Origin of the sequence: Streptomyces hokutonensis (genome assembly GCF_000376565.1) — a bacterium.
In the GTDB taxonomy this organism is placed as follows: domain Bacteria; phylum Actinomycetota; class Actinomycetes; order Streptomycetales; family Streptomycetaceae; genus Streptomyces; species Streptomyces hokutonensis.
Window position 1 is genome coordinate 55,063 of sequence record NZ_BARG01000046.1, and the last position, 20,470, is coordinate 75,532.

The following is a 20,470-nucleotide window of genomic DNA, read 5'->3' on the forward strand; positions in this document are numbered from 1 at the left end:
AGGGTCAGGGGTCGCCCCCGGTCCGGGTGCGGGTGACGATGTGGTGGATACTCGCTGCTCGTTGCCCGGGTGGCGGGCACGCTCGTCCGATCTCAGGGAGTTCTCGGCATGACCGGCGCGCAGGTGGACCCGACGGAGAGCGTGAAGTCCGACGGTTCGGGGTCCGCCGCCGAGCGCTGCCGGGCCTGGCTGCTGGAGGGGCTGAGCGAGCAGAGTGCCCGGCATCCGGGGCCGCACGCGACGCCGAACCCGGAGCACGAGGGGCACCGGTGGTGGCGGGTCATGTGTCTGACCGGCGTCGACTACTTCTCCACGCTGGGCTATCAGCCGGGCATCGCCGCGCTCGCGGCCGGGCTGCTGTCGCCGCTGGCGACCGTCGTGCTGATCGGGCTGACGCTGCTCGGGGCGCTGCCGGTGTACCGGCGGGTGGCGCACGAGTCCCCGCACGGTGAGGGGTCGATCGCCATGCTGGAGCGGCTGCTGCCGTGGTGGTCGGGGAAGATCTTCGTGCTGGTGCTGCTGGGCTTCGCGGCGACCGACTTCATGATCACGGTCACTCTGTCGGCGGCGGACGCGGCGGCGCACGTCGTGGAGAACCCGTTCGCGCCGGGCTGGATGCACGGCGGCAACACCTGGATCACGCTGGTGCTGGTCGGCGCGCTGGGCGCGGTCTTCCTCAAGGGGTTCCGGGAGGCCATCGGGATCGCCGTGGTGCTGGTGGGCGTATATCTCACGCTCAACCTGGTGGTCCTCGCGGTCTCCGCCTGGGAGGTGCTGAGCCATCCGGTGAAGATCGGCGACTGGACGGACGCGATGACGGCCGCGCACTCCTCGCCGCTCGCGATGGTCGGCGTCGCGCTGCTCGTGTTCCCGAAACTCGCCCTCGGCATGTCCGGCTTCGAGACCGGTGTGGCGGTGATGCCGCAGGTCAAGGGCGATCCGACGGACACCTGGGAGAAGCCGACGGGCCGCATCCGCGAGACCCGCAAGCTGCTCACCACGGCCGCCGTGATCATGTCCGGTTTCCTGCTGCTGTCCAGCCTCGCGACGACCATCCTCATCCCGCAGAGCGCGTTCAAGACCGGCGGCCCCGCCAACGGCCGCGCCCTCGCCTACCTCGCGCACGAGCACCTGGGCCAGGTCTTCGGCACGTTCTACGACGTCTCGACGATCGCGATCCTGTGGTTCGCGGGCGCCTCCGCACTCGCCGGTCTGCTGAACCTCGTACCGCGCTATCTGCCGCGCTACGGCATGGCGCCCGAGTGGACGCGGGCGGTACGCCCCCTGGTCCTCGTGTTCATGGTGACGGCCGTGCTGATCACGCTCTGGTTCCACGCGAGCGTCGACGCGCAGAGCGGCGCGTACGCGACCGGCGTCCTGGTGCTGATGCTCTCGGCCGCCTTCGCCTCCACGGTCACCGTGCACAAGCGCGGCCACCGCAGGGCCACGCTCGGCTTCGGCACGATCACCGCCGTCTTCGCGTACACCCTCGTCACGAACGTCATCGAACGCCCCGACGGCATCAAGATCGCCGGGATCTTCATCGTGCTGATCCTGGCGACCTCGTTCGGTTCCCGCATCCACCGCGCCTTCGAACTCCGCGCCGCCGAGGTCACGTTCGACGACACGGCGGCCCGTTTCATCGACGAGGCGGCCCGCTCCGGACCGCTCCGCCTGATCGCCAACGAGCCGCAGGAGCACAGCAGTCGGGAGTACCGCGCCAAGGAGTACAGCCAGCGCGAGGAGACCCACATCCCGGACCGCGGCCCCGTGCTGTTCCTCGAGGTCCTCCTGCACGACTCCTCGGACTTCTCCGCGGACATCACGGTCCACGGCGAGAAGAAGTACGGGGTACGCCGACTGCGCGTCGTAGGTCCCACCGTCCCCAACGCGATCGCCGCCGTCCTGCTCTCCCTGCGCGACCGCACCGGCAAGGTCCCGCACGCCTACTTCACCTGGACCGAGGGCAACCCGGTCAGCCATCTCATCCGCTTCCTCGTCTTCGGCGACGGCGAGGTCGCCCCGGTCACCCGTGAGGTGCTGCGCCGCGCGGAACCGGACCCGGAGCGACGGCCCCGCGTCCACGTCGGCTGACCGCCGTGCGAGTCCTTGTGGTCGGCGGCAGCGGCTTCCTGGGTACGGAACTGGTGCGCCGGGCGAGCGCGGCCGGCTGGGCCACGGCGGCGACGTACTGCTCCGCGCGCCCCGGCACCGCGCCGCCCGGCGTCTCCTGGCACCGGCTCGACCTGCGCGCGTCGGACCGACTCGACGACCTCCTGGCCGGGTTGACCCCGGACGCGATCATCAACGCGACCAGCGGACTGAGCGACTGGGCGGTCACCGCCGACGGTTCGGTCCGCGTGGCGATGGCCGCGGCACGCCATGGCCGCCGCCTGGTCCATGTCTCCAGCGACGCCGTGTTCTCCGGTTCCCGGATCGTCTACGACGAGTCGTGCCCGCCCGACCCCGTCACCCCGTACGGCGCGGCGAAGGCGGCCGCCGAGACCGCCGTACGCCTCCTGACACCCGCCGCGGCGATCGCGCGCACCTCGCTGATCATCGGCAACGGCGGCTCCGCGCACGAGCGCATGGTGCGCGAACTGTCCGCCGGTGCCCGCGAAGGCGTCCTGTTCACCGATGTCGTCCGCTGCCCGGTCCATGTCGGGGACCTGGCCGCCGCCCTGCTGGAGCTCGCCCGGTCCGACCGGGCCGGGATGTTCCATCTCGCCGGACCGGACGCCCTCAGCCGCCACGACCTCGGTGTGCTCATCGCCCGACGCGACGGCCTCGACGCGAGCCGGCTCCCCGCCGGGCGGGGAGAGGGCACGTCCATGGTTCTCGACGTCCGCCTGGACAGCCGAGCCACCCAGGAGCGGCTGGGCACCCGACTCCGCGGAGCGCGGGAGTTCCTCCAACTCCCTTAGAAACAGGCCTACTTCTTCTTGCCCCTCGGGACGGTCAGGCCCGTCAGCAGGGCCGTGCCCGGGGCGAGGTCCTGCCAGGTGCGGCCGTGCCAGGCCAGGACCGCGATCGCCGAGGTCGGGAACTTCACCCGCACCTCGTCGAGCGCGTCGTCGAGACTGTCACCGGCGAGTTCGAGGACCAGTTCCTCCAGGCCGGGGTTGTGGCCGACGAGGAGCAACGTCTCGACCTCGTGCGGCACTTGGTGCACGGCGTCGAGCAGATCCTCCACATCGGCCGCGTAGAGCCGCGGTTCGTACCGCACCGGCGGCGGGGTGCCCCACTGGGCCGACGCCAACTCCCAGGTCTGGCGCGCCCGTACGGCCGTGGAGCACAGCGCGAGGTCCGGCAGGGAGTCCGTCTCGGCGAGCGCGATTCCGGCGGCCGGGGCGTCGCGCAGACCGCGCGGGGCGAGGGGTCGTAGCTGGTCGGGAACGCCTTCGGGCCAGGCCGACTTGGCGTGCCGCAGCACGACCAGTCGGCGCAGCGGGCGGGCCCCGGAACGGGCGCTCACGCCAACGACCCGATGTCACGGGTGAGTTCGAGCCCGAGGAGCCGGTCGGCGTAGGCGTACGTCTCGAAGCGGGCACCGTCCGGCAGTTCGGGCCAGGTCTCCACGCGCCGCAACACCCCCAGCACGGCGGGCACGTCGAGGTCGTTCTCCCAGGCGCTCCGCAGTTCGACGCGCACCTCGTCGGGCACCGGCCGCGAGGGCCGCCGCGCCCAGTCGGCGACCGACGCCCGCCAGTGCGCGAGGGTCCGCCGCGCCTCGTCCAGCCCGTCCGCGTCGAGCCGCACCGGCAGGTCCCGCGGGTGCGAGAGCAGCGCGAGCCGGAACGCACCCGGGTCGGAGAGGTCCGGGGCAGCGGTCGTAGGGGATTCGACGGGCGCTACGGCGACCAGGGCTCCCCCGGGTGTCGCCTCGCTCCCGGCGGCCACGTGGAGGACCTGGGCCTCGCCGAGTCCGGAGCCGAGGTCTCCGCCGTCCTCGAAGGGGCGGATGCCCAACGCCCCTGCGGCGGCACGGAGTTCGCCCTGGGCGTGTTCGCCGGTGAGCAGGGCCCACACGGGGGTGCCGCCGAGTTCGAGGGCGCGTACGAGGAGGTCGGCGACGAGGAGGACACGTAGTGCCGTGGGATCGAGGCCCGACGCGTGCGCCTCGACCCTGGTCAGGCCACGGCGGGCGGGGGCGGCTTCGGTGGAGTCGCCGGTTCGGGCGTCGATGATGCGCAGCACGGCCTGAGCGTAGGCGGGTGGAGGGCCGTGCGCACGCATGTTCGCTCTGTTCAGGCCGGAGTCGCGGGGTTCACGCAAGGCGGGCTGGCACATGGATCCGCACCTGGTCCAGGGTCGCGACGGCCGCCGTCTCTGCCAACACGTCGGCCACGCACGGCAGAAACGAACGCAGCCGTCGCTCCTCGTCCACGATGATCACCAGGCAGGGCCCGTGATCACGGAGGTGCGGGGCCCTGCCGGGGGGCCGGGCCTTGGGGTCGCCCGCGCCGAACCCCGTCACTCCGTGGAAGACGCTCGCTCCGGCGAGGCCCTCGCGGTGGGCGCGGTGGACGAGTTCGGCGTAGGCCGGCCTGTGGTGCCAGAGCGCGGCCGCGTCGAGATGGACGGTGAGACGGGCGGCGAGCGGGTCGGGCGCGGGCATCGGGCACCCCCTGCCGTGGGGACTGTCCCGACAGTACTGCGCGCTCCGGCGAGGGGGAACGCGGTCAGCGGGCGAGCAGGTCCCGGAGTGCCTTGGCCACGTCGGCGGGTGCCTCCTCCGCCATGAAGTGGCCGCAGGTCACGGTGGAGTGCCGCAGGTCCGGCGCCCAGGCGCGCCACAGGGCCGCCGCGTCGAAGCCGAGCGCGGCGCCCCAGTCCTGCTGGAGCACGGCGACCGGCATCCGCAGTTGGTTTCCTGCCTCCCGGTCGGCCTGGTCGTGGGCGAGGTCGACGCCGGCGGAGGCACGGTAGTCGGCGACGATCGAGGGGACCGCGGCGCGGCAGGCGTCCAGGTAGGCGGTGCGGACGTCGGCGGGGATCGCGTGCGGGTCGTTCGCCCAGAGGTCGAGGAAGTGGCCGAAGAACGCGTCGGGCGCGGCGGCGATCAACTCCTCGGGCAGGCCCGGGGGTTGGGCCATCAGATAGAGGTGGAAGCCGACGGCGGCGGTGACGCCGTGCATCACGTCCCACATGTCGAGGGTGGGGAGTACGTCGAGGCAGGCGAGGTGGGTGACGGTGTCCGGGTGGTCGAGCCCGGCGCGGAAGGCGACGAGTGCGCCGCGGTCGTGGCCGGCGAGTGCGAAGCGGTCGTGGCCCAGGGCGTGGGCGAGGGTCACGATGTCGGCGGCCATGGTGCGCTTGGCGTAGCCGTCCCCGGAGCCGTCGGTCTCGGCCGGCTTGTCGCTCGCGCCGTAGCCGCGCAGGTCGGGGCAGATGACGGTGTGGTCGGCCGCGAGGTCGGCGGCGACGTGGCGCCACATGAGGTGGGTCTGCGGGAAGCCGTGCAGCAGCACGAGCGGGCTGCCCGTACCGGACACGGCCGCGTTCAGGGACACGCCGTCCGCGACGGGAACGCGGTGGTAGGTGAAGCCGGGGATGGTCGGTGGCATGGTGCGCCCTGCTTTCGTACGTGTGCCAGTGGTGTCTTCGAGCCTGCCGCCCGCCGATGAGCAACGGGTGAGCGCGCTACCGTGACCTGGGGCGATGCCCCGGAAAGGGTGGTCGGTGATGGAGGTCGCGTTCGGGGTGCTGGGGTCGGTGACGGCCTGGGACGGTGCCGGGGACGTGATCGCCCTCCGGGGGCGGCGACACCGGGCGGTGCTGGCCCGGCTGCTCGTGGCCCGGCGCCGGGTCGTCCCGGTCGGGCGGCTGGTCGAGGATCTGTGGGAGGGCCGGGAGGAGCCGCCCGCCGACGCGGTGGGCGCGGTGCGCACGTTCGTCGCGGCGCTGCGCCGGGCCCTGGAACCGGAGCGCCCGCCACGCGCGCCGGCCCGGTTGCTGGTGACGGAGGGACCGGGGTACGCACTGCGGGCCGGACCGGAGGCCGTGGACGCGTGGCGCTTCGAGCGAGCGGTGACCGCCGCCGGAACTCTGCCGAAGGCACGGGCACTGGCCGGCCTGGAGGAGGCGCTCGGCTGGTGGCGAGGCCCGGCCTACGCCGACTTCGACGCGGAGACCTGGGCCCGAGCGGAACGCTCACGCCTCGCCGAGCTGCGCCTGCACGCCGTCGAACGCCGGGCCGAGGCCCAACTCGCCCTGGGCCTGGCCGCGGAGGCGGTACCGGACCTGGACGCACACACGGCCGAACACCCATGGCGCGAGAACGCCTGGCGCCTGCTGGCCCTGTCCCTCTACCGCACCGGCCGCCAGGGCGACGCCCTCGCGGTACTGCGCCGGGCCCGCACCCTCCTCGTGGAACAACTCGGAGCGGACCCGGGGCCGGCCTTGCGCCGCTTGGAGGCGGACATCCTGGCGCATGCTCCGCACCTGGACCCCGGGCCCGGCCGTCTGCCGACAGAGGCGTGGGCACAACCGGCCGACGGTCCGCAGAAACGAACGCGGGCGCGGACCGTTGGCAGCTCGCCGGAGCGGGTGAGGGCGCACGGGGACGACGCTCCGCAGGAACGGAACCAGGCCCCGGCGAGCGGCGGGCCACCGGAACGTCCGCGGGCCCGAGCCGACGGCAGCCCGCAGGAACAGGCGCGAGTCCGGGCAGACGGCGGCTCACCGGGACCGGCGCGGGCGCACGGGAACGGCGATCCACGCGGACAGGGGCGGGCGCAGACCGACGGCGGCTCACAAGAACGGCGACGAGCCCAACCGGACGGCGAGTCGCCGCAACCAGCGCGGGCGCAAGCCGACGGTGGCCCGTCGGCACGAGCGCGAGCTCAGGCAGACGGCGACCCGGCGGAGCGAACCCGGTCTCAAGCGGACACCGGTCCCGCAGACCACGTATGGGCCGCCGCCACCGCCGCCTACGACCGGACCGTCGCGGCCGGTGCCCGGGTGCGGCTGGAGTCGGCCGTGGGGCTGTTGCGGGATCTCGCGGTGACCGGCGGTGGCGGGCTGGAGGCGGCCCGTGGGCATCGGCTCGCGGCGATCGCGGCGGCGGCCGAGCTGGGCGACCCGGAACTCACCGCTCGCGTGATCGGCGCCTACGACGTCCCGGCGATCTGGACCCGTGTCGACGACCCCCGGCTGGCGGCGGAGACCGTGGCCGCCGCCGAACGCACCCTCGCCGCGCTCCCGCCGGACGCCCGACTCGCGGTACGGGCCCGCCTGTTGGCCACGGTCGCTCTGGAGTCACGGGGTACGCGTTCCGCGCGCGGCCCCCAGGCCGCCCGCCAGGCGGAGGGCATCGCCCGCCGGCTCAACGACCCCGCGCTCCTGGTCTTCGCCCTCAACGGGGTGTTCATGCAGACCTTCCAACGCGCCGGCCTCGCCCCGCAACGGGACGGGATCGGGGCCGAGTTGGTCGAGATCTCCGCTCGGCACGGCCTCGTCACCCACGAGGTGCTCGGCCATCTCATCCGGCTCCAGGCTCGTAGCGCCCTCGCCGATTTCAGCGGGGCAAATCGACACGCTGCCGCCGCCGAGCAGCTGGCGGAGCGTCATGAACTGCCGCTGGTGGGCGTGTTCACCCAGTGGTATCGAGTTCTACGGCTCGCCGAGAGCGGGAGTGCGCGGCCGGAGGACGTGGAGGCTGCCTACCAGGACGCGGCGCTGCGGCTGGACGGAGCCGGGATGCCGGGGCTGGAGCACGGGCTGCTGCCGTTGGCCCTGCTGTGTCTGCGTGTGCGGCACGGGCGGCCCGCGCAGACCGAGGAGCACCTCGACTGGGGGCCGTACGAACCGTGGGCCCGCCCGCTCGTGTCGCTGGCCCACGGTCGCCCCAACGACGCCCGGGCCACGCTGCGTTCACTCCCGGAGCCGCCGCGCGACCTACTGTTCGAGGCGCTGTGGTGCCTGGCCGCGCGGGCGGCGCTCGCCGTGGGCGACCGCGACACGATGGAGCGCGCGAGGGACGAACTCGCGCCCGCCGCAGCCGAGTTGGCCGGGGCGGGCAGTGGCCTGCTCACCCTGGGCCCCGTCGCGCGGTATCTCGACGAACTCGCCGGCGCGCTACGGGGCCCTCGGTGAGCGGGAGTTCGCGTCAGTCGCCGACCTGCACGACCGTCGTCGCCCCGGCCCGGACCGTCGGCGTCGCGTAGGTGTAGGTCACGCCGTGGACCGTCTTCACGCGCACGTGCTGCGTGACGCCGTTGACCTTGATCTTCTTGTGGACGCCGGGAAAGCGGGCCTCCCAACTGTAGGAGTCCTTGCGGGAGTTGTTCGTCAGCGTGGTCTTCGTGGCGCCGTCGTGCCGCACGGTGACCGTGCCGGTGCCGATGGGGACGTCCGCCGCCTGGAGCCACTTCATGCCGGCCGGCAGCTGCGACTGGGTGGTCACCTTGTGGTCCGGCGCGTCCGGTGTGATGCCCATCAGGCCCTGGATGGTCTGGCTGACCAGGGTGAACGAGACCTCGGGGTAGTCGCCGTCGGGGCCCTGGCTGGAGTTGACGTGCTGGGTCTCGCGCTCGCCGTAGATCTTCTGCATCCACTGCCAGGCGGTGTCGGCGCGGTTGTTCTTGAAGAACATGTCGGGCAGGTAGGTCGTGGACTCGATGTTGGGTGAGCCCTGCGGTCCCAGTTCCTGCTGCTGGATGTAGTCGAGGTAGGCGTCGTTGCGCGGGCCGGGGTCGATGATCTGCTTCATCGGCATGAAGACGCTGTTCTCCTTGCCCCAGCCGGTGACCGGGGTGCCGGAGACGGTGTAGGCGCGGACCATGTCGGCGCCGCTGCCGGTGCCGCTCCAGGTGTCGTTGAAGTACGTCTTGAGGTCGGCGGCCTTCTTGTCGTAGGTCTTCGCCAGCTTGGTGTCGCCCTTGCCGCGGGCGAGCACGGCCATCGCCAGGTAGGCCTGGTACTCGGTGGCGATGGTGTCGCCGGCCTCGGCGAGGTCGTCGCCGTCCTGTTCGTTGTAGCTGGCGGCGCCGGCGAAGATGCCCTGGCCGGTGCCCTCCGCGACCTTGACCTTGCCGTTGTCCTTGGCGGAGTTGTGCAGGTCGATGAACTGCTCGGTGGCGTGCCGGTAGAAGTTCCACAGCACCGGGTCGTCGACGTATCTGCGGTCGCCGGTCCAGAGGTAGGCCTGGGCTGCCTTCTCGACGAGTTCGAAGGTGGCCGGCACCTCGCGGACGAAGTTGTCCGGGCTCTTGTAGTCGATGCTCAGGTAGGTCTTGGCGTCGAAGTTGAGGGACCAGACGGGGAAGTACTTGCTCTCGGCGGTGGCCGACGCCGCGTACGAGCGGAGCATCGTCTCGTTCTCGGTGTCGAGGCCGATGAGGTGGGCGCCGGCGAGCTGGTGGGTCATGTCGCGGGAGTAGTAGGCGCTGCGGTTGGCGTAGCCGGCCCAGTAGGTGGGCTCGTACGTCGCGGTTCCGGTGCCGCCGGTCTGGTACTCGTCGACGTTGATCGGGCCCACCGTGCCGGGGAGTTGGACCCAGCTGTTGGCCTTCTTCTGCGCCCAGGCGAACATCTCGACCACCGCGGGGTCGGACGAGGTGACCTTGGGGTCGGCGGGCGCGGCGGGCGAGATCATCAGGTCGTCGGCGTTGACCCAGGAGGTGCCGGAGCCGAATTCGATCTGCAGCAGGTCGCCGGTCCTCAGCTTGACGTCGCTGATGGTGTAGCGGGCGTAGCCGGGGTGCTGCGGCAGGGTGATGGTCTGCACGGTCACGCCGTTGCGCCGGATCGTGTACGTGCCGCCGGTGCCGGCGCTGCCGATCCACGCGGAGAAGTCGTAACTGCCGTCGCGGGGCGCGACGATGGTCGTCTGCCCGCTCTTGCCCGCTCCGGAGTCGAGGTAGAGGAAGCGCTGGCCGCCGTGCCTGTTGCCGGTGCCGACGCCGGCGCCCGAGGTGAAGGTCCAGCCCACGCCACCGTTCTCGAACCCGGGGTCGGGGATGGCGAGTTGGGGGCGGGGGGCGGCGGACGCGGTGGCCGACAGAGCGGGAGCCATCGGTGCGAGCAGGGCAACAGCGGTGAGCAGCATGAGCCTTGAGGGCTTCATCGGGTCTCCCGGGTCTTCGGTCACTGCGGGATGGGCGCCGCGTGGTGGCCGGAAAGCTAGCAGGGGCCGAAGTGGCGGTTCAATGGTCATGCGCAAGAAACATGGAAGACACGCAGTTTCGCTGCTATGTTGCGCGGGAGGTTGGACTGAAAGTTTTCAGCTGACTATTGCAAGTCGGGACGGAGGGAACCGTATGAAGGTCGGCATCACCGAGGTCGCGGAGCGGGCGCAGGTGAGCGAGGCCACGGTCAGCCGGGTCATCAACCGGCGCCAGGGCGTGTCCCGCAGGACCCGCGAGGCCGTCGAGCAGGCGATGGCCGACCTCGGCTACGAGCGGCAGACGCGCGGGCAACTCGTCGCGGTCGTCACCGAGTTGGTCTCCAACCCGTTCTTCGCCGATGTCGCCGAGCGGATCGAGTCCGTGCTCGCCCCGCACGGTCTGAAGACGGTGCTGTGCCCGTGCTTCCCGGGCGGGGTGCAGGAGTTGGACTTCGTGACCTCTCTCGCGGACCGGGGTGTGGCCGCCGTGGTCTTCCTCTCGGCCAGCAACACGATCGAGGGCGCGGATCCGCAGGCGTACGAACTCCTGCGCTCCCGCCGGATCCCGTTCGTGGGGATCAACGGCCGCTTCGAGGGCGTGAGCGAGGCGCCGGTCTTCTCCACCGACGATCTGCTCGCGGCCGAACTCGCCGTGGACCACCTGTACCGGCTCGGCCACCGCCGTATCGGTATGGCCTCGGGACCGGTCGGCAACCGGCCGGCCGACCGGCGGGTCAGCGGGTTCGTCGCCTCGCTCGCCAGGCGCGGGGTCGAGGACGCGGAGGAGTGGGTGGTCCGGCAGTCGTACACCGTGGAGGGCGGCCAGTCCGCCGCGATCTCGCTGCTCGGGCGCGGCGCGACGGCGATCGTCGCGGCCAGCGACTACATGGCGCTGGGCGCGATCCGCGGTGCGCGCCGGCAGGGGTACGACGTCCCGGGCGATGTGTCGGTCGTCGGCTACGACGGCTCCATGATCATGGACTTCGTCGACCCGCCGCTCACCACGGTCCGCCAGCCGGCCGACCGGCTGGCCTCGGAGGCGGGCCGGGGCGTCCTCGCCCTGGTCGGCAACCGTGACGTCCCCGTCGGCGAGCTCCTCTTCGACCCCGAGCTGGTGATCCGCGCGAGCACGGCGGCGCCGAAAGCCTGAACTCCCTTGCTCGTCCGGACCATTGACCTAGAGGTCGGATCTATGGACACTCCAGTCGGAGTCTGACCGGCATGAACCGGCCGTAACTCCGTTTATTCATCGGGTGTTTGGCGACTCATGAATGCTCCGGAGGGGCTATGTCTCGGTCTAGGTTCGAGTTTCTGGGGGTGGCGCTCGCGCTGCTCGTGGGCGGCGGGGGTCCCGTCGCCGCGGCGTCGGGAGCGACGCCCGCGCCGACGGTGGTGAGAGTCGACGCGTACGGCGCCGATCCCACGGGCCGGACGGACTCGACGCCCGCCGTGGTCGCCGCGCTGCGGCACGCGAAGAAGGTCGATCAAGGGCGGCCGGTCAGGATCGTCTTCTCCAAGGGGACCTATCAGCTCTACCCGGAGCGGGCCGAGACGCGTGAGCTGTATGTCTCCAACACCGTTGGCGCCGACCAGCGTTACCGGGACAAGAAGATCGGGCTGCTGATCGAGGACATGCACGACGTCACCGTCGACGGCGGCGGCGCGAAGCTCGTCTACCACGGTCTGCAGACGGCGTTCGCGTCGATCCGCTCGACCGATGTGACCTTCCAGAACTTCTCGTTCGACTACGCGGCCCCCGAGGTCGTCGACGCGACCGTCGCGTCCGCCGGTGTCAGCGACGGGCACGCCTACCGCGTCCTGTCGATCCCGGCCGGCAGCCCGTACCAGGTGAACGGCACGCACATCACCTGGCTCGGCGAGAGGAGCCCGGCCACCGGACAGCCGTACTGGCAGGGCGAGGACGGACTCCAGTACACCCAGATCCACGACCCGAAGGCGCAGAAGACCTGGCGCGGCGACAACCCGCTGTTCAACGACGTCTCCTCGGTCACCGACCTCGGCAACCGCAGGATCCGTATCGACTACAGCACGGCGTCACAGCCGTCGGACGCCGGTCTCGTCTACCAGATGCGCCTGATCGAACGCACGGAGCCGGGCGCCTTCATCTGGCAGTCCAAGAACGTCACGATGCGCTCGATGAACGCCTACTACCTCCAATCCTTCGGTGTGGTGGGCCAGTTCAGCGAGAACATCACCATCGACAAGGTGAACTTCGCGCCCGATCCGAGGTCCGGCCGCTCGACGGCCTCGTTCGCGGACTTCGTGCAGATGTCCGGCGTGAAGGGCAGGGTCTCCATCACCCGGAGCCTCTTCGACGGCCCGCAGGACGACCCGATCAACATCCACGGCACCTACCTCGAAGTGGTCGGGCAGCCGGGTCCGAACACCCTCACCCTCGCCTACGAGCACCCGCAGACCGCCGGTTTCCCGCAGTTCGCCCCGGGTGACGAGGTCGAGTTCACCACCCAGCGCACGATGACGCCGGTGGCGGACCCGCACGCGAAGGTCACGGCCGTGGACGGCCCGAGCGGCATGGACCACGACAAGCCGCTGACCACGATGAACGTCACCTTCGACCGGCCGGTGCCCGCCGGGGTGCAGATCGGCGGCACGGTCGTCGAGAACATCACGGCCACCCCGTCGGTCGTCGTCTCCGGCAACACGTTCCGCAACGTGCCGACCCGCGGCATCCTGGTCACCACCCGCAAGCCCGTTCTGATCAGCGGCAACCACTTCGACGCGATGTCCATGGCGAGCATCTACGTCTCCGCCGACGCGTACCAGTGGTTCGAGTCCGGCCCGGTGGCCCACCTGACGATCCGCGACAACTCCTTCACCCGCCCCACGGGTCCGGTGATCTTCGTGGAACCGACCAACCAGGTCATCGACCCGGCGAACCCGGTGCACCACAACATCACGGTCGAGCACAACTCCTTCGACATCGGCGATGTGACGGTCGTCAACGCCAAGAGCGTCGGCGGCTTCACCTTCACCGGCAACACGGTCCGCCGCCTGGCCGCCCCGGACGAGCCGCCGTACACCTCCCCGCTGTTCGTCTTCCACGGCAGCACGGGGATCAAGATCGCCGACAATCACTACGACAAGGGCCTCAACACCGCCGTGGTCTCGGACTGAGGGAATCCCCGCCCGCCGTGCGCCGTTGTGCCACGCGTCAGACTCCGCACGCACATCAAGGAGGCCGAGCGTGTACGGCGACTCAGCAACGGTCCGCAAGATCCTCACCGAGTCCGGTGACACCTGGGCGGTCGTGGGCCTGTCCTCGAACCGGTCCCGCGCGGCGTACGGCGTGGCGCAGGTGCTGCAGCGCTTCGGCAAGCGCGTCGTCCCCGTCCACCCCAAGGCGGAGACGGTGCACGGCGAGCAGGGGTACGCCTCGCTCGCGGACATCCCCTTCGAGGTCGACGTCGTCGACGTGTTCGTCAACAGCGACCTCGCCGGGGCGGTCGCGGACGAGGCGGTCGCCAAGGGCGCGAAGGCCGTCTGGTTCCAGCTGGGCGTGATCGACGAGACCGCGTACGAGCGGACCCGGGCAGCGGGCCTGGAGATGGTGATGGACCGCTGCCCGGCGATCGAGATCCCGAGGCTCGGCCGCGGCTGAGGCGGAGACAGTAAGAAGGCACTGTAAGAAGCCTGTGAGCATGTCAAAGAAGACTTCGAAGACAAGTAAAATTTCAGGCAACGGACTTCTGTAAGAATTCATTCATTCCTAGCCTGAGGCCTCCCGTCCGTTAAGCATGCGTGCTGACTTCGAGAGGCCTCTTGACATGGTGAGCGTTGACCAGTCCGTTCCGGAGGCCACCAGGGATCCGAGCGGCTTGCGGAGGGACGTCGGCCTGATCGGGCTGACATGGGCATCCGTCGGCTCGATCATCGGTTCCGGGTGGTTGTACGGCGCGCACGACGCGGTCATCCAGGCCGGCCCCTCGGCGATCATCTCGTGGGTGATCGGCGCGGTCGCGATCGTGCTGCTGGCGCTGGTGCACGCCGAACTCGGCGGCATGTTCCCGGTGGCGGGCGGTACGGCCCGCTACCCGCACTACGCGTTCGGCGGCCTTGCGGGCATGTCGTTCGGCTGGTTCTCCTGGCTCCAGGCCGCGACCGTGGCGCCGATCGAGGTCGAGGCCATGATCGGCTACGCCGGCCACTGGTCGTGGGCGAAGCACTTCCAGCACGCCGACAAGACCCTGACGACCAGCGGTCTGCTGGTGGCGATCGTGCTCATGGCCGCCTTCGTCGCCGTGAACTTCTTCGGCGTACGGGTGCTCGCGCACACCAACAGCACCGCGACCTGGTGGAAGATAGCCGTCCCGCTGGGCACGATCTTCATCGTCGCCGTCGGCAACTTCCACCCGTCCAACTTCCACTCGGAGGGCTTCGCGCCCTTCGGCGCCAAGGGCGTGCTCACCGCGATCAGCACCAGCGGCATCATCTTCGCGCTGCTCGGCTTCGAGCAGGCCATCCAGTTGGCGGGCGAGAGCCGCAACCCGAAGAAGGACCTGCCGCGGGCCACACTCGGCTCGGTCGCCATCGGTGCCGTCATCTACGTCCTGCTCCAGGTGGTGTTCATCGGCGCGCTGTCGCACAGCTCCTTCGCACACGGCTGGGCCAACCTCGCGTTCAAGGGCGACAGCGGTCCCTGGGCCGGCGTCGCCACCATGGTGGGCCTCGGCTGGCTGGCCTGGGTCCTCTACCTGGACGCGATCATCTCCCCCGGCGGCACCGGCCTGATCTACACCACCGCCACCTCCCGCGTCTCCTACGGCCTGGCGAAGAACGGCTACGCCCCGAAGATCTTCACGAAGACCGACGCGCGTGGTGTGCCGTGGTTCGGCCTCATCATGTCCTTCATCACCGGCGTGATCTGCTTCCTGCCGTTCCCCAGCTGGCACAAGCTGGTCGGTTTCATCACCTCGGCGAGCGTGCTGATGTACGCGGGCGCTCCGCTGGCCTACGGCGTCTTCGCCGACAAGCTGCCGCGCCTGGAGCGCCCGTACCGGCTGCCGGCCGGCAAGCTGATCTCCCCGCTGTCGTTCGTGGTCGCCAACCTGATCATCTACTGGGCGGGTTGGGACACCCTGTGGCGACTCGGCCTGGCGATCCTGCTCGGCTACCTCCTGCTCGGCGGCTACGCCTACTACGCCCACAGCAACAACCTGCCGGACGCGCCCCGACTGGACTTCAAGGCCGCGCAGTGGCTGCCCGTCTACCTCCTGGGCATGGGCCTGATCTCCTGGCAGGGCGGCTTCGGCGGCCAGGGCAACATCCCGCTGTGGTGGGACATCCTGCTCATCGCCGCCTTCTCCCTCGGCATCTACTACTGGGCCAAGGCGACTTCGTCCACGGTCGAGGACATCGAGCGCAGCATCGACGAGGTCGTGATCACGGACGCGCCCGCGCACTGATCCGTCCCTCCTCCCCCGCGATCCGAACCGGCCGCCCTCCAGGCGGCCGGTTCTTGGTTGTCGGGACGCCGTCATACTGAGCCGGTGACTTCTGCCTCCCCCCACCCCAACTCGCCGTCCACTCCCCGCTTTCCGGTCGTCGTCGTGGGCGCAGGTCCCGCCGGGCTCACCGTCGGCTGCATCCTGCGCGCGGCTGGAATCGACTGTCTGGTCCTGGAGACCGAGAGCAGGGAGTTCATCGAACAGCGGCCGCGGGCCGGGGTGATCGAGGAGTGGGCCGTTCGTGGACTCGAGCAACGGGGCCTCGCGCGGAACCTGTTGGAGCGGGCGCAGCGGCACACGCAGTGCGAGTTCCGGTTCGGCGGGCAGCGGCACCGGTTCTCCTACACGGAGTTGACGGGGCATCACCACTATGTCTATCCGCAGCCGTTGCTGGTGACGGACCTGGTGCGGGAGTACGCGGACGTGCGCGGCGGCGAGATCCATTTCGGTGTGCGGGACGTCGAGCTGCACGACCTGGACACCGACCGCCCGGTGGTGTCGTACACCGACGAGACCGGTCAACGGCAGCTCGTGCACGGGGACTTCGTCGCGGGCTGCGACGGTGCGCGCGGGGTGAGCCGGGCCGCGATACCCGCGGAGCGGGCCCGTACCGCGCGGCACGACTACGGCATAGGCTGGCTCGCGCTGCTCGCCGAGGCGCCGCCGTCCTCGGACTGCGTCCTGTTCGGCGTCCATCCGCGCGGCTTCGCCGGGCACATGGCGCGCAGCCCCGAAGTCACCCGCTACTACCTGGAGTGCCCGCCCGGCGACGACCCCGCCAACTGGCCGGACGACCGCGTCTGGTCCGAGCTGCAGCACCGGCTCGCCGCGACCGGCGCCCCTCCGCTCACCGAGGGCCGGCTGATCGAGAAGCGCGTGCTCGACATGCACAACTACGTTGTCGAACCGATGGTGTTCGGCCGGCTCTACCTCGCGGGCGACGCGGCCCACCTCACCGCGCCCATCGCCGCGAAGGGCATGAACCTCGCCCTGCACGACGCGTTCCTGCTCGGCGACGCGCTCGTCGCGTACCTCGCCACGGGCGAATCAGCGGGCCTGGGCGACTACTCGGAGGCCTGTCTCGGCCGCGTCTGGGAGTACCAGGAGTTCTCCCGGTGGCTCTCCGAGGTGTACCACGGCGCCTCGTCCGGCGACCCGTACCTCGCGGGCACCACCCTCGCCCGGCTGCGCCGCGTCTTCCAATCCCCTTCCGCGGGGCTCGCGTTCGCGGAGTCGTACCTCGGCAAGGACCCGGCCGGCTGACGGACGGTCAGTCGTGCGGCGGGCGGTCGCTCAGCCGGTGGTCCGCCACGTTCAACGCCTCGTCGACGAGGCGCCGTAGATGACCGTCGCTCAACGCGTAGATGACCCGGCGGCCCTCCTTGCGCGTGGTCACCAGCCCCGCGAGGCGCAGTCGCGCCAGGTGCTGGCTGACGGCCGGGCGGGCCGCTTCGCACGCCTCCGTGAGCGTGGTGACGTCGGACTCGCCCGCCGTCAGGGCGTGGAGGAGGGTCAGGCGGGTGCGGTCGCCGAGCAGGGCCAGGAGTTCGGCGGCCAGCGCGAACTGTTCCTCGCTCGGCGTGCGCGGATGCGCATCGTGCGCAGGTGATAGGTGCGTGCGTGCGCTCATACGCACATAATGGTCCCGTGGGCGCCGTACGTCCACCCGCGCACCGGAAGGGGACGCACGTGAGCGACCAGCACCACCACAGCCATGATCACGAGCACCATCATCACCACTCCCCCAAGGGCGTCCGGCATCTCCTCACCCCCCACTCCCACGAGACCGCCGACAAACTCGACTCCGCCCTGGAGTCCTCGGCCCGCGGTATGCGCGCGCTCTGGGTGTCGCTCGCGGTGCTGGGTGCGACGGCGCTGGCGCAGGCGGTCGTGGTCGTGGTGTCGGGGTCGGTCGCGCTGCTCGGCGACACGGTGCACAACGCGGCGGACGCGCTGACGGCCGTACCGCTGGGCATCGCGTTCGTGCTCGGCCGCCGGGCCGCCACCCGCCGCTTCACGTACGGCTACGGGCGCGCCGAGGACCTGGCCGGTATCGCGATCGTGCTGACGATCGCCGCGTCCGCGGCCTTCGCGGCCTGGGCGGCGGTGGACCGGCTGCTCGATCCGCGGCCCGTCACGCATGTCGTGGCGGTCGCGGGGGCCGCGCTGGCCGGTTTCGTCGGCAACGAGTGGGTGGCCAGGTACCGGATCCGGGTCGGGCGGGAGATCGGTTCGGCCGCGCTGGTCGCCGACGGACTGCACGCCCGTACCGACGGGTTCACCTCGCTGGCCGTGCTGATCGGCGCGGGTGGTTCGGCGCTGGGCTGGCAACTCGCCGACCCCCTCGTGGGGTTGGCGATCACCGCCGCCATCGCGCTGGTGCTGCGGGACGCGGCGCGCGAGGTGTTCCGGCGGGTGATGGACGCCGTGGATCCCGCACTCGTGGACCGGGCCGAGCACGCCGTCCGGGAGGTCGAAGGGGTGCGCGGGGTGGGCGAGTTGCGGCTGCGCTGGATCGGGCACCGGCTGCGCGCCGAGGTGGCGGTGGTCGTGGACGGGGAGGCGACGGTACGGCAGGCCCACGCCGTCGCCGTGGCGGCTGAACACGCGCTGCTGCACGCGGTGCCGCGTCTCACCGCGGCCCTGGTGCACGCCGACCCGGCACCGGTGCCGGGCGAGGCGGACCCGCACGGGGAGTTGGCCCACCACCACAGCATGGCCTGAGGTCAGGCGACCCCGAGACCTTCGAGTACGACCGCGCCCGGAAGTTCCGCGAACGCCTTGCCGGGGACGAGGAGTTTGCCGCGACGGCGCCCGCTGCCGACCAGGACATAGGGCAGGTCGACCACCGCCGAGTCCACCAACACCGGCCAGTCGGCGGGGAGTCCGACGGGTGTGATGCCGCCGTACTCCATGCCGCTCTCGCCGGTCGCCGTGTCCATGGAGGCGAACGAGGCCTTGCGCGCGCCGAGTTGGCGGCGGACCAGGCCGTTGACGTCCGCGCGGGTGGTGGACAGCACCACACAGGCGGCGAGCGTCGTCTCGCCGCCGCGCTTCCCGGCCACGACCACGCAGTTCGCGGACTGCTCCAGCAGCTCCCGGCCGTAGTGCTCGACGAAGGTCGCGGTGTCGGCCCACTCCGGGTCGGTGTCGACGTAGACGATCTGCTCGGCGGGGACGGTGCCCTGCCAGCCGCGCACGGCCTCGGCGACCGGGCGGATCAGTTCGTCGAGGCAGTCGGGAGCGGCGGTGGCGTGGTCGAAGTGTCCGATGGGTGCGCGCATGACGGCACGCTAACAGTCGTACGGCGGCCGTTCACGGGGCGTCCCGGTGCACCGGCGGGACGGACACCGCCATCACCATCTCCATCGGCACCTCGCCCCGATTCCCGTATGTGTGGGGGGTGTTGGCCTCGAAGGTGGCGCTGGCGCCGGCCGGGACGAGGTGGTCCTCGCCGTCCACGGTGAGGGTCAGCTCGCCGGTGGTGACGTGGACCAGTTCGACGGTGCCGGTGGGATGCGGCTCGGATGGGCTGCTCTCCCCGGGCATCAGCCGCCAGTCCCACATCTCCAGCGGTCCGGGCGCCTCGGTGCCGGCGAGGAGGCGGTTGTAGCTGCCGGCCTCGGTGTGCCAGAGCCGTACGGCCCGGTCGGCGGGGACGATGCGGACCTTCGGGCCCTGTTCGTAGTCGAGCAGGGTGGTGATGCTGACCCCGAGGGCGTCGCCGATCTTGACGACCGTACCGATGCTGGGATTGGTGCGGGCCTGCTCGATCTGGATGAGCATGCCCCGGCTCACGGCGGCCCGCGCGGCCAGTACATCCAGGGTGAATCCGCGCACCGAGCGCCAGTGCTTGACGTTGCGCGCCAGGGACTGGTTCAGCAGGTCGAGGTCCGACACGTTCCGTCCATACCTTCAGTTCAATATTGTGGATGACAGAGTTCACTTTGCTGAACTACGGTGTGATGCACCGATCGTTCACCGAACTGTACTGCGAGGCACCCCGTGACAGCATTCTTCGCCCTGGCCACCAGCCTCCTGTGGGGGCTGGCCGACTTCGGCGGAGGTCTGCTGACCCGGAGGTCCCCGGCGCTGACGGTCGTCGTGGTGTCGCAGGGGATCGCGGCGGCCGTGCTCGGCGCGGTCGTGGTCGCCACCGGGGGCTGGAGCGAGGCCGGGCCGCGCCTGTGGTTCGCGTTCGCGGCGGGCCTGGTGGGGCCGATCGCGCTCCTGTCCTTCTACAAGGCGCTCGCGCTGGGCCCGATGGGCGTCGTCTCACCGCTCGCCACGCTGAGCGTCGCCGTGCCCGTCGGCGTCGGGCTGTTCCTCGGGGAGCGGCCCGGGCTGATACAGGTGGCGGGGATCGCGGTCGCCGTCACCGGGGTCGTCCTGGCGGGCGGTCCGCAGCTGCGGGGCGCGCCCGTGCAGCGGCAGACCATCCTGCTGACGCTGATCGCCGCGCTCGGCTTCGGCACGGTGTTCGCGCTGATCGCGGAGGCCTCCACCACCGTCACCGGCCTGTTCCTCGCCCTGTTCGTGCAGCGACTGACGAACGTGGCCACGGGCGGGGCAGCCCTCTACGTCTCCGTGCGGCGGGGCGGGACCGCGCTCCCGGAGGGCGGGTTCCGCTGGGGGTCGCTGCCCGCGCTGGCCTTCGTGGGGCTGGCCGATGTCGCGGCCAACGGGACGTATTCCGTTGCCGCGCAGCATGGGCCGGTGACCGTGGCGGCGGTGCTCGCGTCGTTGTACCCGGTGGTGACCTCGCTGGCCGCCCGCGGATTCCTGCGTGAGCGGTTGCGGGCGGTGCAGGCTGCGGGGGCGGGGCTCGCGTTGGTGGGGACGTTGTTGCTGGCCACGGGGTGAGCAACGGCGGGTG

At 71.1% G+C, this 20,470-nt stretch carries 18 protein-coding genes; 10 read left to right on the forward strand and 8 right to left on the reverse strand.

Annotation, left to right across the window (positions count from 1 at the left end; genetic code table 11):
- The first annotated feature begins 108 nt into the window (after positions 1 to 108).
- Both SSP08S_RS28250 and SSP08S_RS28255 read left to right on the forward strand, forming a co-directional pair.
- A complete protein-coding gene (locus SSP08S_RS28250) occupies positions 109 to 2,094 on the forward strand; it encodes an APC family permease (RefSeq protein WP_019071004.1) in 1,986 nt (661 codons plus the stop codon).
- A 5-nt stretch (positions 2,095 to 2,099) separates the two neighbouring features.
- Positions 2,100 to 2,924, forward strand: a complete 825-nt coding sequence (locus tag SSP08S_RS28255; protein WP_026178887.1) for an SDR family oxidoreductase — start codon at positions 2,100 to 2,102, stop codon at positions 2,922 to 2,924.
- 8 nt (positions 2,925 to 2,932) lie between these two features.
- Here the strand turns inward: SSP08S_RS28255 and SSP08S_RS28260 are convergent, their stop codons facing one another.
- From SSP08S_RS28260 to SSP08S_RS28275, 4 genes are all read right to left on the reverse strand, one after another.
- A complete protein-coding gene (locus SSP08S_RS28260) occupies positions 2,933 to 3,475 on the reverse strand; it encodes a SixA phosphatase family protein (RefSeq protein WP_019071006.1) in 543 nt (180 codons plus the stop codon).
- Entirely contained in the window at positions 3,472 to 4,236 is a 765-nt protein-coding gene (locus SSP08S_RS28265; protein ID WP_043259762.1) for a hypothetical protein, read from the reverse strand. The genes SSP08S_RS28260 and SSP08S_RS28265 overlap by 4 nt, the downstream gene beginning before the upstream one ends.
- 31 nt (positions 4,237 to 4,267) lie before the next feature.
- The gene (locus SSP08S_RS28270) at positions 4,268 to 4,618 is read right to left on the reverse strand and encodes a DUF190 domain-containing protein (protein ID WP_019071008.1); all 351 of its coding nucleotides are present in this window, start codon (positions 4,616 to 4,618) and stop codon (positions 4,268 to 4,270) included.
- A 64-nt stretch (positions 4,619 to 4,682) separates the two neighbouring features.
- Positions 4,683 to 5,567, reverse strand: coding sequence for an alpha/beta fold hydrolase (locus SSP08S_RS28275; RefSeq protein ID WP_019071009.1), 885 nt, complete (start codon positions 5,565 to 5,567; stop codon positions 4,683 to 4,685).
- Positions 5,568 to 5,685: 118 nt separating this feature from the next.
- Between SSP08S_RS28275 and SSP08S_RS28280 the strand changes: the two genes are divergently transcribed.
- Positions 5,686 to 8,097 (forward strand): AfsR/SARP family transcriptional regulator, encoded by a 2,412-nt coding sequence (locus SSP08S_RS28280; protein ID WP_019071010.1) that lies wholly within the window; start codon positions 5,686 to 5,688, stop codon positions 8,095 to 8,097.
- A gap of 13 nt (positions 8,098 to 8,110) precedes the next feature.
- Here the strand turns inward: SSP08S_RS28280 and SSP08S_RS28285 are convergent, their stop codons facing one another.
- Entirely contained in the window at positions 8,111 to 10,069 is a 1,959-nt protein-coding gene (locus SSP08S_RS28285) for a carbohydrate-binding protein (protein ID WP_245607974.1), read from the reverse strand.
- A 193-nt stretch (positions 10,070 to 10,262) separates the two neighbouring features.
- Here SSP08S_RS28285 and SSP08S_RS28290 point away from each other — a divergent pair, with 193 nt between their 5' ends.
- The 5 genes from SSP08S_RS28290 (at position 10,263) to SSP08S_RS28310 (ending at position 16,857) form a co-directional block, all read left to right on the forward strand.
- Positions 10,263 to 11,258, forward strand: a complete 996-nt coding sequence (locus SSP08S_RS28290) for a LacI family DNA-binding transcriptional regulator (RefSeq protein WP_019071012.1) — start codon at positions 10,263 to 10,265, stop codon at positions 11,256 to 11,258.
- A 137-nt stretch (positions 11,259 to 11,395) separates the two neighbouring features.
- On the forward strand, positions 11,396 to 13,264 hold the full coding sequence (locus SSP08S_RS28295; RefSeq protein WP_026178889.1) for an alpha-1,3-galactosidase-related protein: 1,869 nt from the start codon (positions 11,396 to 11,398) through the stop codon (positions 13,262 to 13,264).
- A 70-nt stretch (positions 13,265 to 13,334) separates the two neighbouring features.
- A complete protein-coding gene (locus tag SSP08S_RS28300; RefSeq protein ID WP_019071014.1) occupies positions 13,335 to 13,748 on the forward strand; it encodes a CoA-binding protein in 414 nt (137 codons plus the stop codon).
- A gap of 166 nt (positions 13,749 to 13,914) precedes the next feature.
- A complete protein-coding gene (locus SSP08S_RS28305; RefSeq protein WP_019071015.1) occupies positions 13,915 to 15,552 on the forward strand; it encodes an APC family permease in 1,638 nt (545 codons plus the stop codon).
- 84 nt (positions 15,553 to 15,636) lie between these two features.
- The gene (locus SSP08S_RS28310) at positions 15,637 to 16,857 is read left to right on the forward strand and encodes a 4-hydroxybenzoate 3-monooxygenase (protein WP_026178890.1); all 1,221 of its coding nucleotides are present in this window, start codon (positions 15,637 to 15,639) and stop codon (positions 16,855 to 16,857) included.
- Between the two features lie 7 nt (positions 16,858 to 16,864).
- On the opposite strand, the gene SSP08S_RS28315 is transcribed toward SSP08S_RS28310, so the two are convergent.
- The gene (locus tag SSP08S_RS28315; protein WP_019071017.1) at positions 16,865 to 17,224 is read right to left on the reverse strand and encodes an ArsR/SmtB family transcription factor; all 360 of its coding nucleotides are present in this window, start codon (positions 17,222 to 17,224) and stop codon (positions 16,865 to 16,867) included.
- Between the two features lie 59 nt (positions 17,225 to 17,283).
- Between SSP08S_RS28315 and SSP08S_RS28320 the strand changes: the two genes are divergently transcribed.
- The gene (locus SSP08S_RS28320) at positions 17,284 to 18,318 is read left to right on the forward strand and encodes a cation diffusion facilitator family transporter (RefSeq protein ID WP_019071018.1); all 1,035 of its coding nucleotides are present in this window, start codon (positions 17,284 to 17,286) and stop codon (positions 18,316 to 18,318) included.
- A 2-nt stretch (positions 18,319 to 18,320) separates the two neighbouring features.
- On the opposite strand, the gene SSP08S_RS28325 is transcribed toward SSP08S_RS28320, so the two are convergent.
- A complete protein-coding gene (locus SSP08S_RS28325; protein ID WP_019071019.1) occupies positions 18,321 to 18,878 on the reverse strand; it encodes a YbaK/EbsC family protein in 558 nt (185 codons plus the stop codon).
- 31 nt (positions 18,879 to 18,909) lie between these two features.
- Positions 18,910 to 19,494 (reverse strand): helix-turn-helix domain-containing protein, encoded by a 585-nt coding sequence (locus tag SSP08S_RS28330; protein WP_019071020.1) that lies wholly within the window; start codon positions 19,492 to 19,494, stop codon positions 18,910 to 18,912.
- A gap of 105 nt (positions 19,495 to 19,599) precedes the next feature.
- On the opposite strand from SSP08S_RS28330, the gene SSP08S_RS28335 reads away from it, so the two are divergent.
- Positions 19,600 to 20,457 carry a DMT family transporter gene (locus SSP08S_RS28335; protein WP_019071021.1) on the forward strand — a complete coding sequence of 286 codons (858 nt, stop codon included), beginning with the start codon at positions 19,600 to 19,602 and terminating at the stop codon, positions 20,455 to 20,457.
- Positions 20,458 to 20,470 lie beyond the last annotated feature (13 nt).

What these genes read in the sequence shown, in the direction of transcription:
- SSP08S_RS28290 (WP_019071012.1), top strand. Translation starts at nt 10,263, where the DNA reads ATGAAGGTCGGCATCACCGAGGTCGCGGAGCGGGCGCAGGTGAGCGAG.
- SSP08S_RS28270 (WP_019071008.1), bottom strand. Translation starts at nt 4,618, where the DNA reads ATGCCCGCGCCCGACCCGCTCGCCGCCCGTCTCACCGTCCATCTCGAC.
- SSP08S_RS28280 (WP_019071010.1), top strand. Translation starts at nt 5,686, where the DNA reads ATGGAGGTCGCGTTCGGGGTGCTGGGGTCGGTGACGGCCTGGGACGGT.
- SSP08S_RS28325 (WP_019071019.1), bottom strand. Translation starts at nt 18,878, where the DNA reads ATGCGCGCACCCATCGGACACTTCGACCACGCCACCGCCGCTCCCGAC.
- SSP08S_RS28295 (WP_026178889.1), top strand. Translation starts at nt 11,396, where the DNA reads ATGTCTCGGTCTAGGTTCGAGTTTCTGGGGGTGGCGCTCGCGCTGCTC.
- SSP08S_RS28275 (WP_019071009.1), bottom strand. Translation starts at nt 5,567, where the DNA reads ATGCCACCGACCATCCCCGGCTTCACCTACCACCGCGTTCCCGTCGCG.
- SSP08S_RS28250 (WP_019071004.1), top strand. Translation starts at nt 109, where the DNA reads ATGACCGGCGCGCAGGTGGACCCGACGGAGAGCGTGAAGTCCGACGGT.
- SSP08S_RS28315 (WP_019071017.1), bottom strand. Translation starts at nt 17,224, where the DNA reads ATGAGCGCACGCACGCACCTATCACCTGCGCACGATGCGCATCCGCGC.
- SSP08S_RS28305 (WP_019071015.1), top strand. Translation starts at nt 13,915, where the DNA reads ATGGTGAGCGTTGACCAGTCCGTTCCGGAGGCCACCAGGGATCCGAGC.
- SSP08S_RS28285 (WP_245607974.1), bottom strand. Translation starts at nt 10,069, where the DNA reads ATGAAGCCCTCAAGGCTCATGCTGCTCACCGCTGTTGCCCTGCTCGCA.
- SSP08S_RS28265 (WP_043259762.1), bottom strand. Translation starts at nt 4,236, where the DNA reads ATGCGTGCGCACGGCCCTCCACCCGCCTACGCTCAGGCCGTGCTGCGC.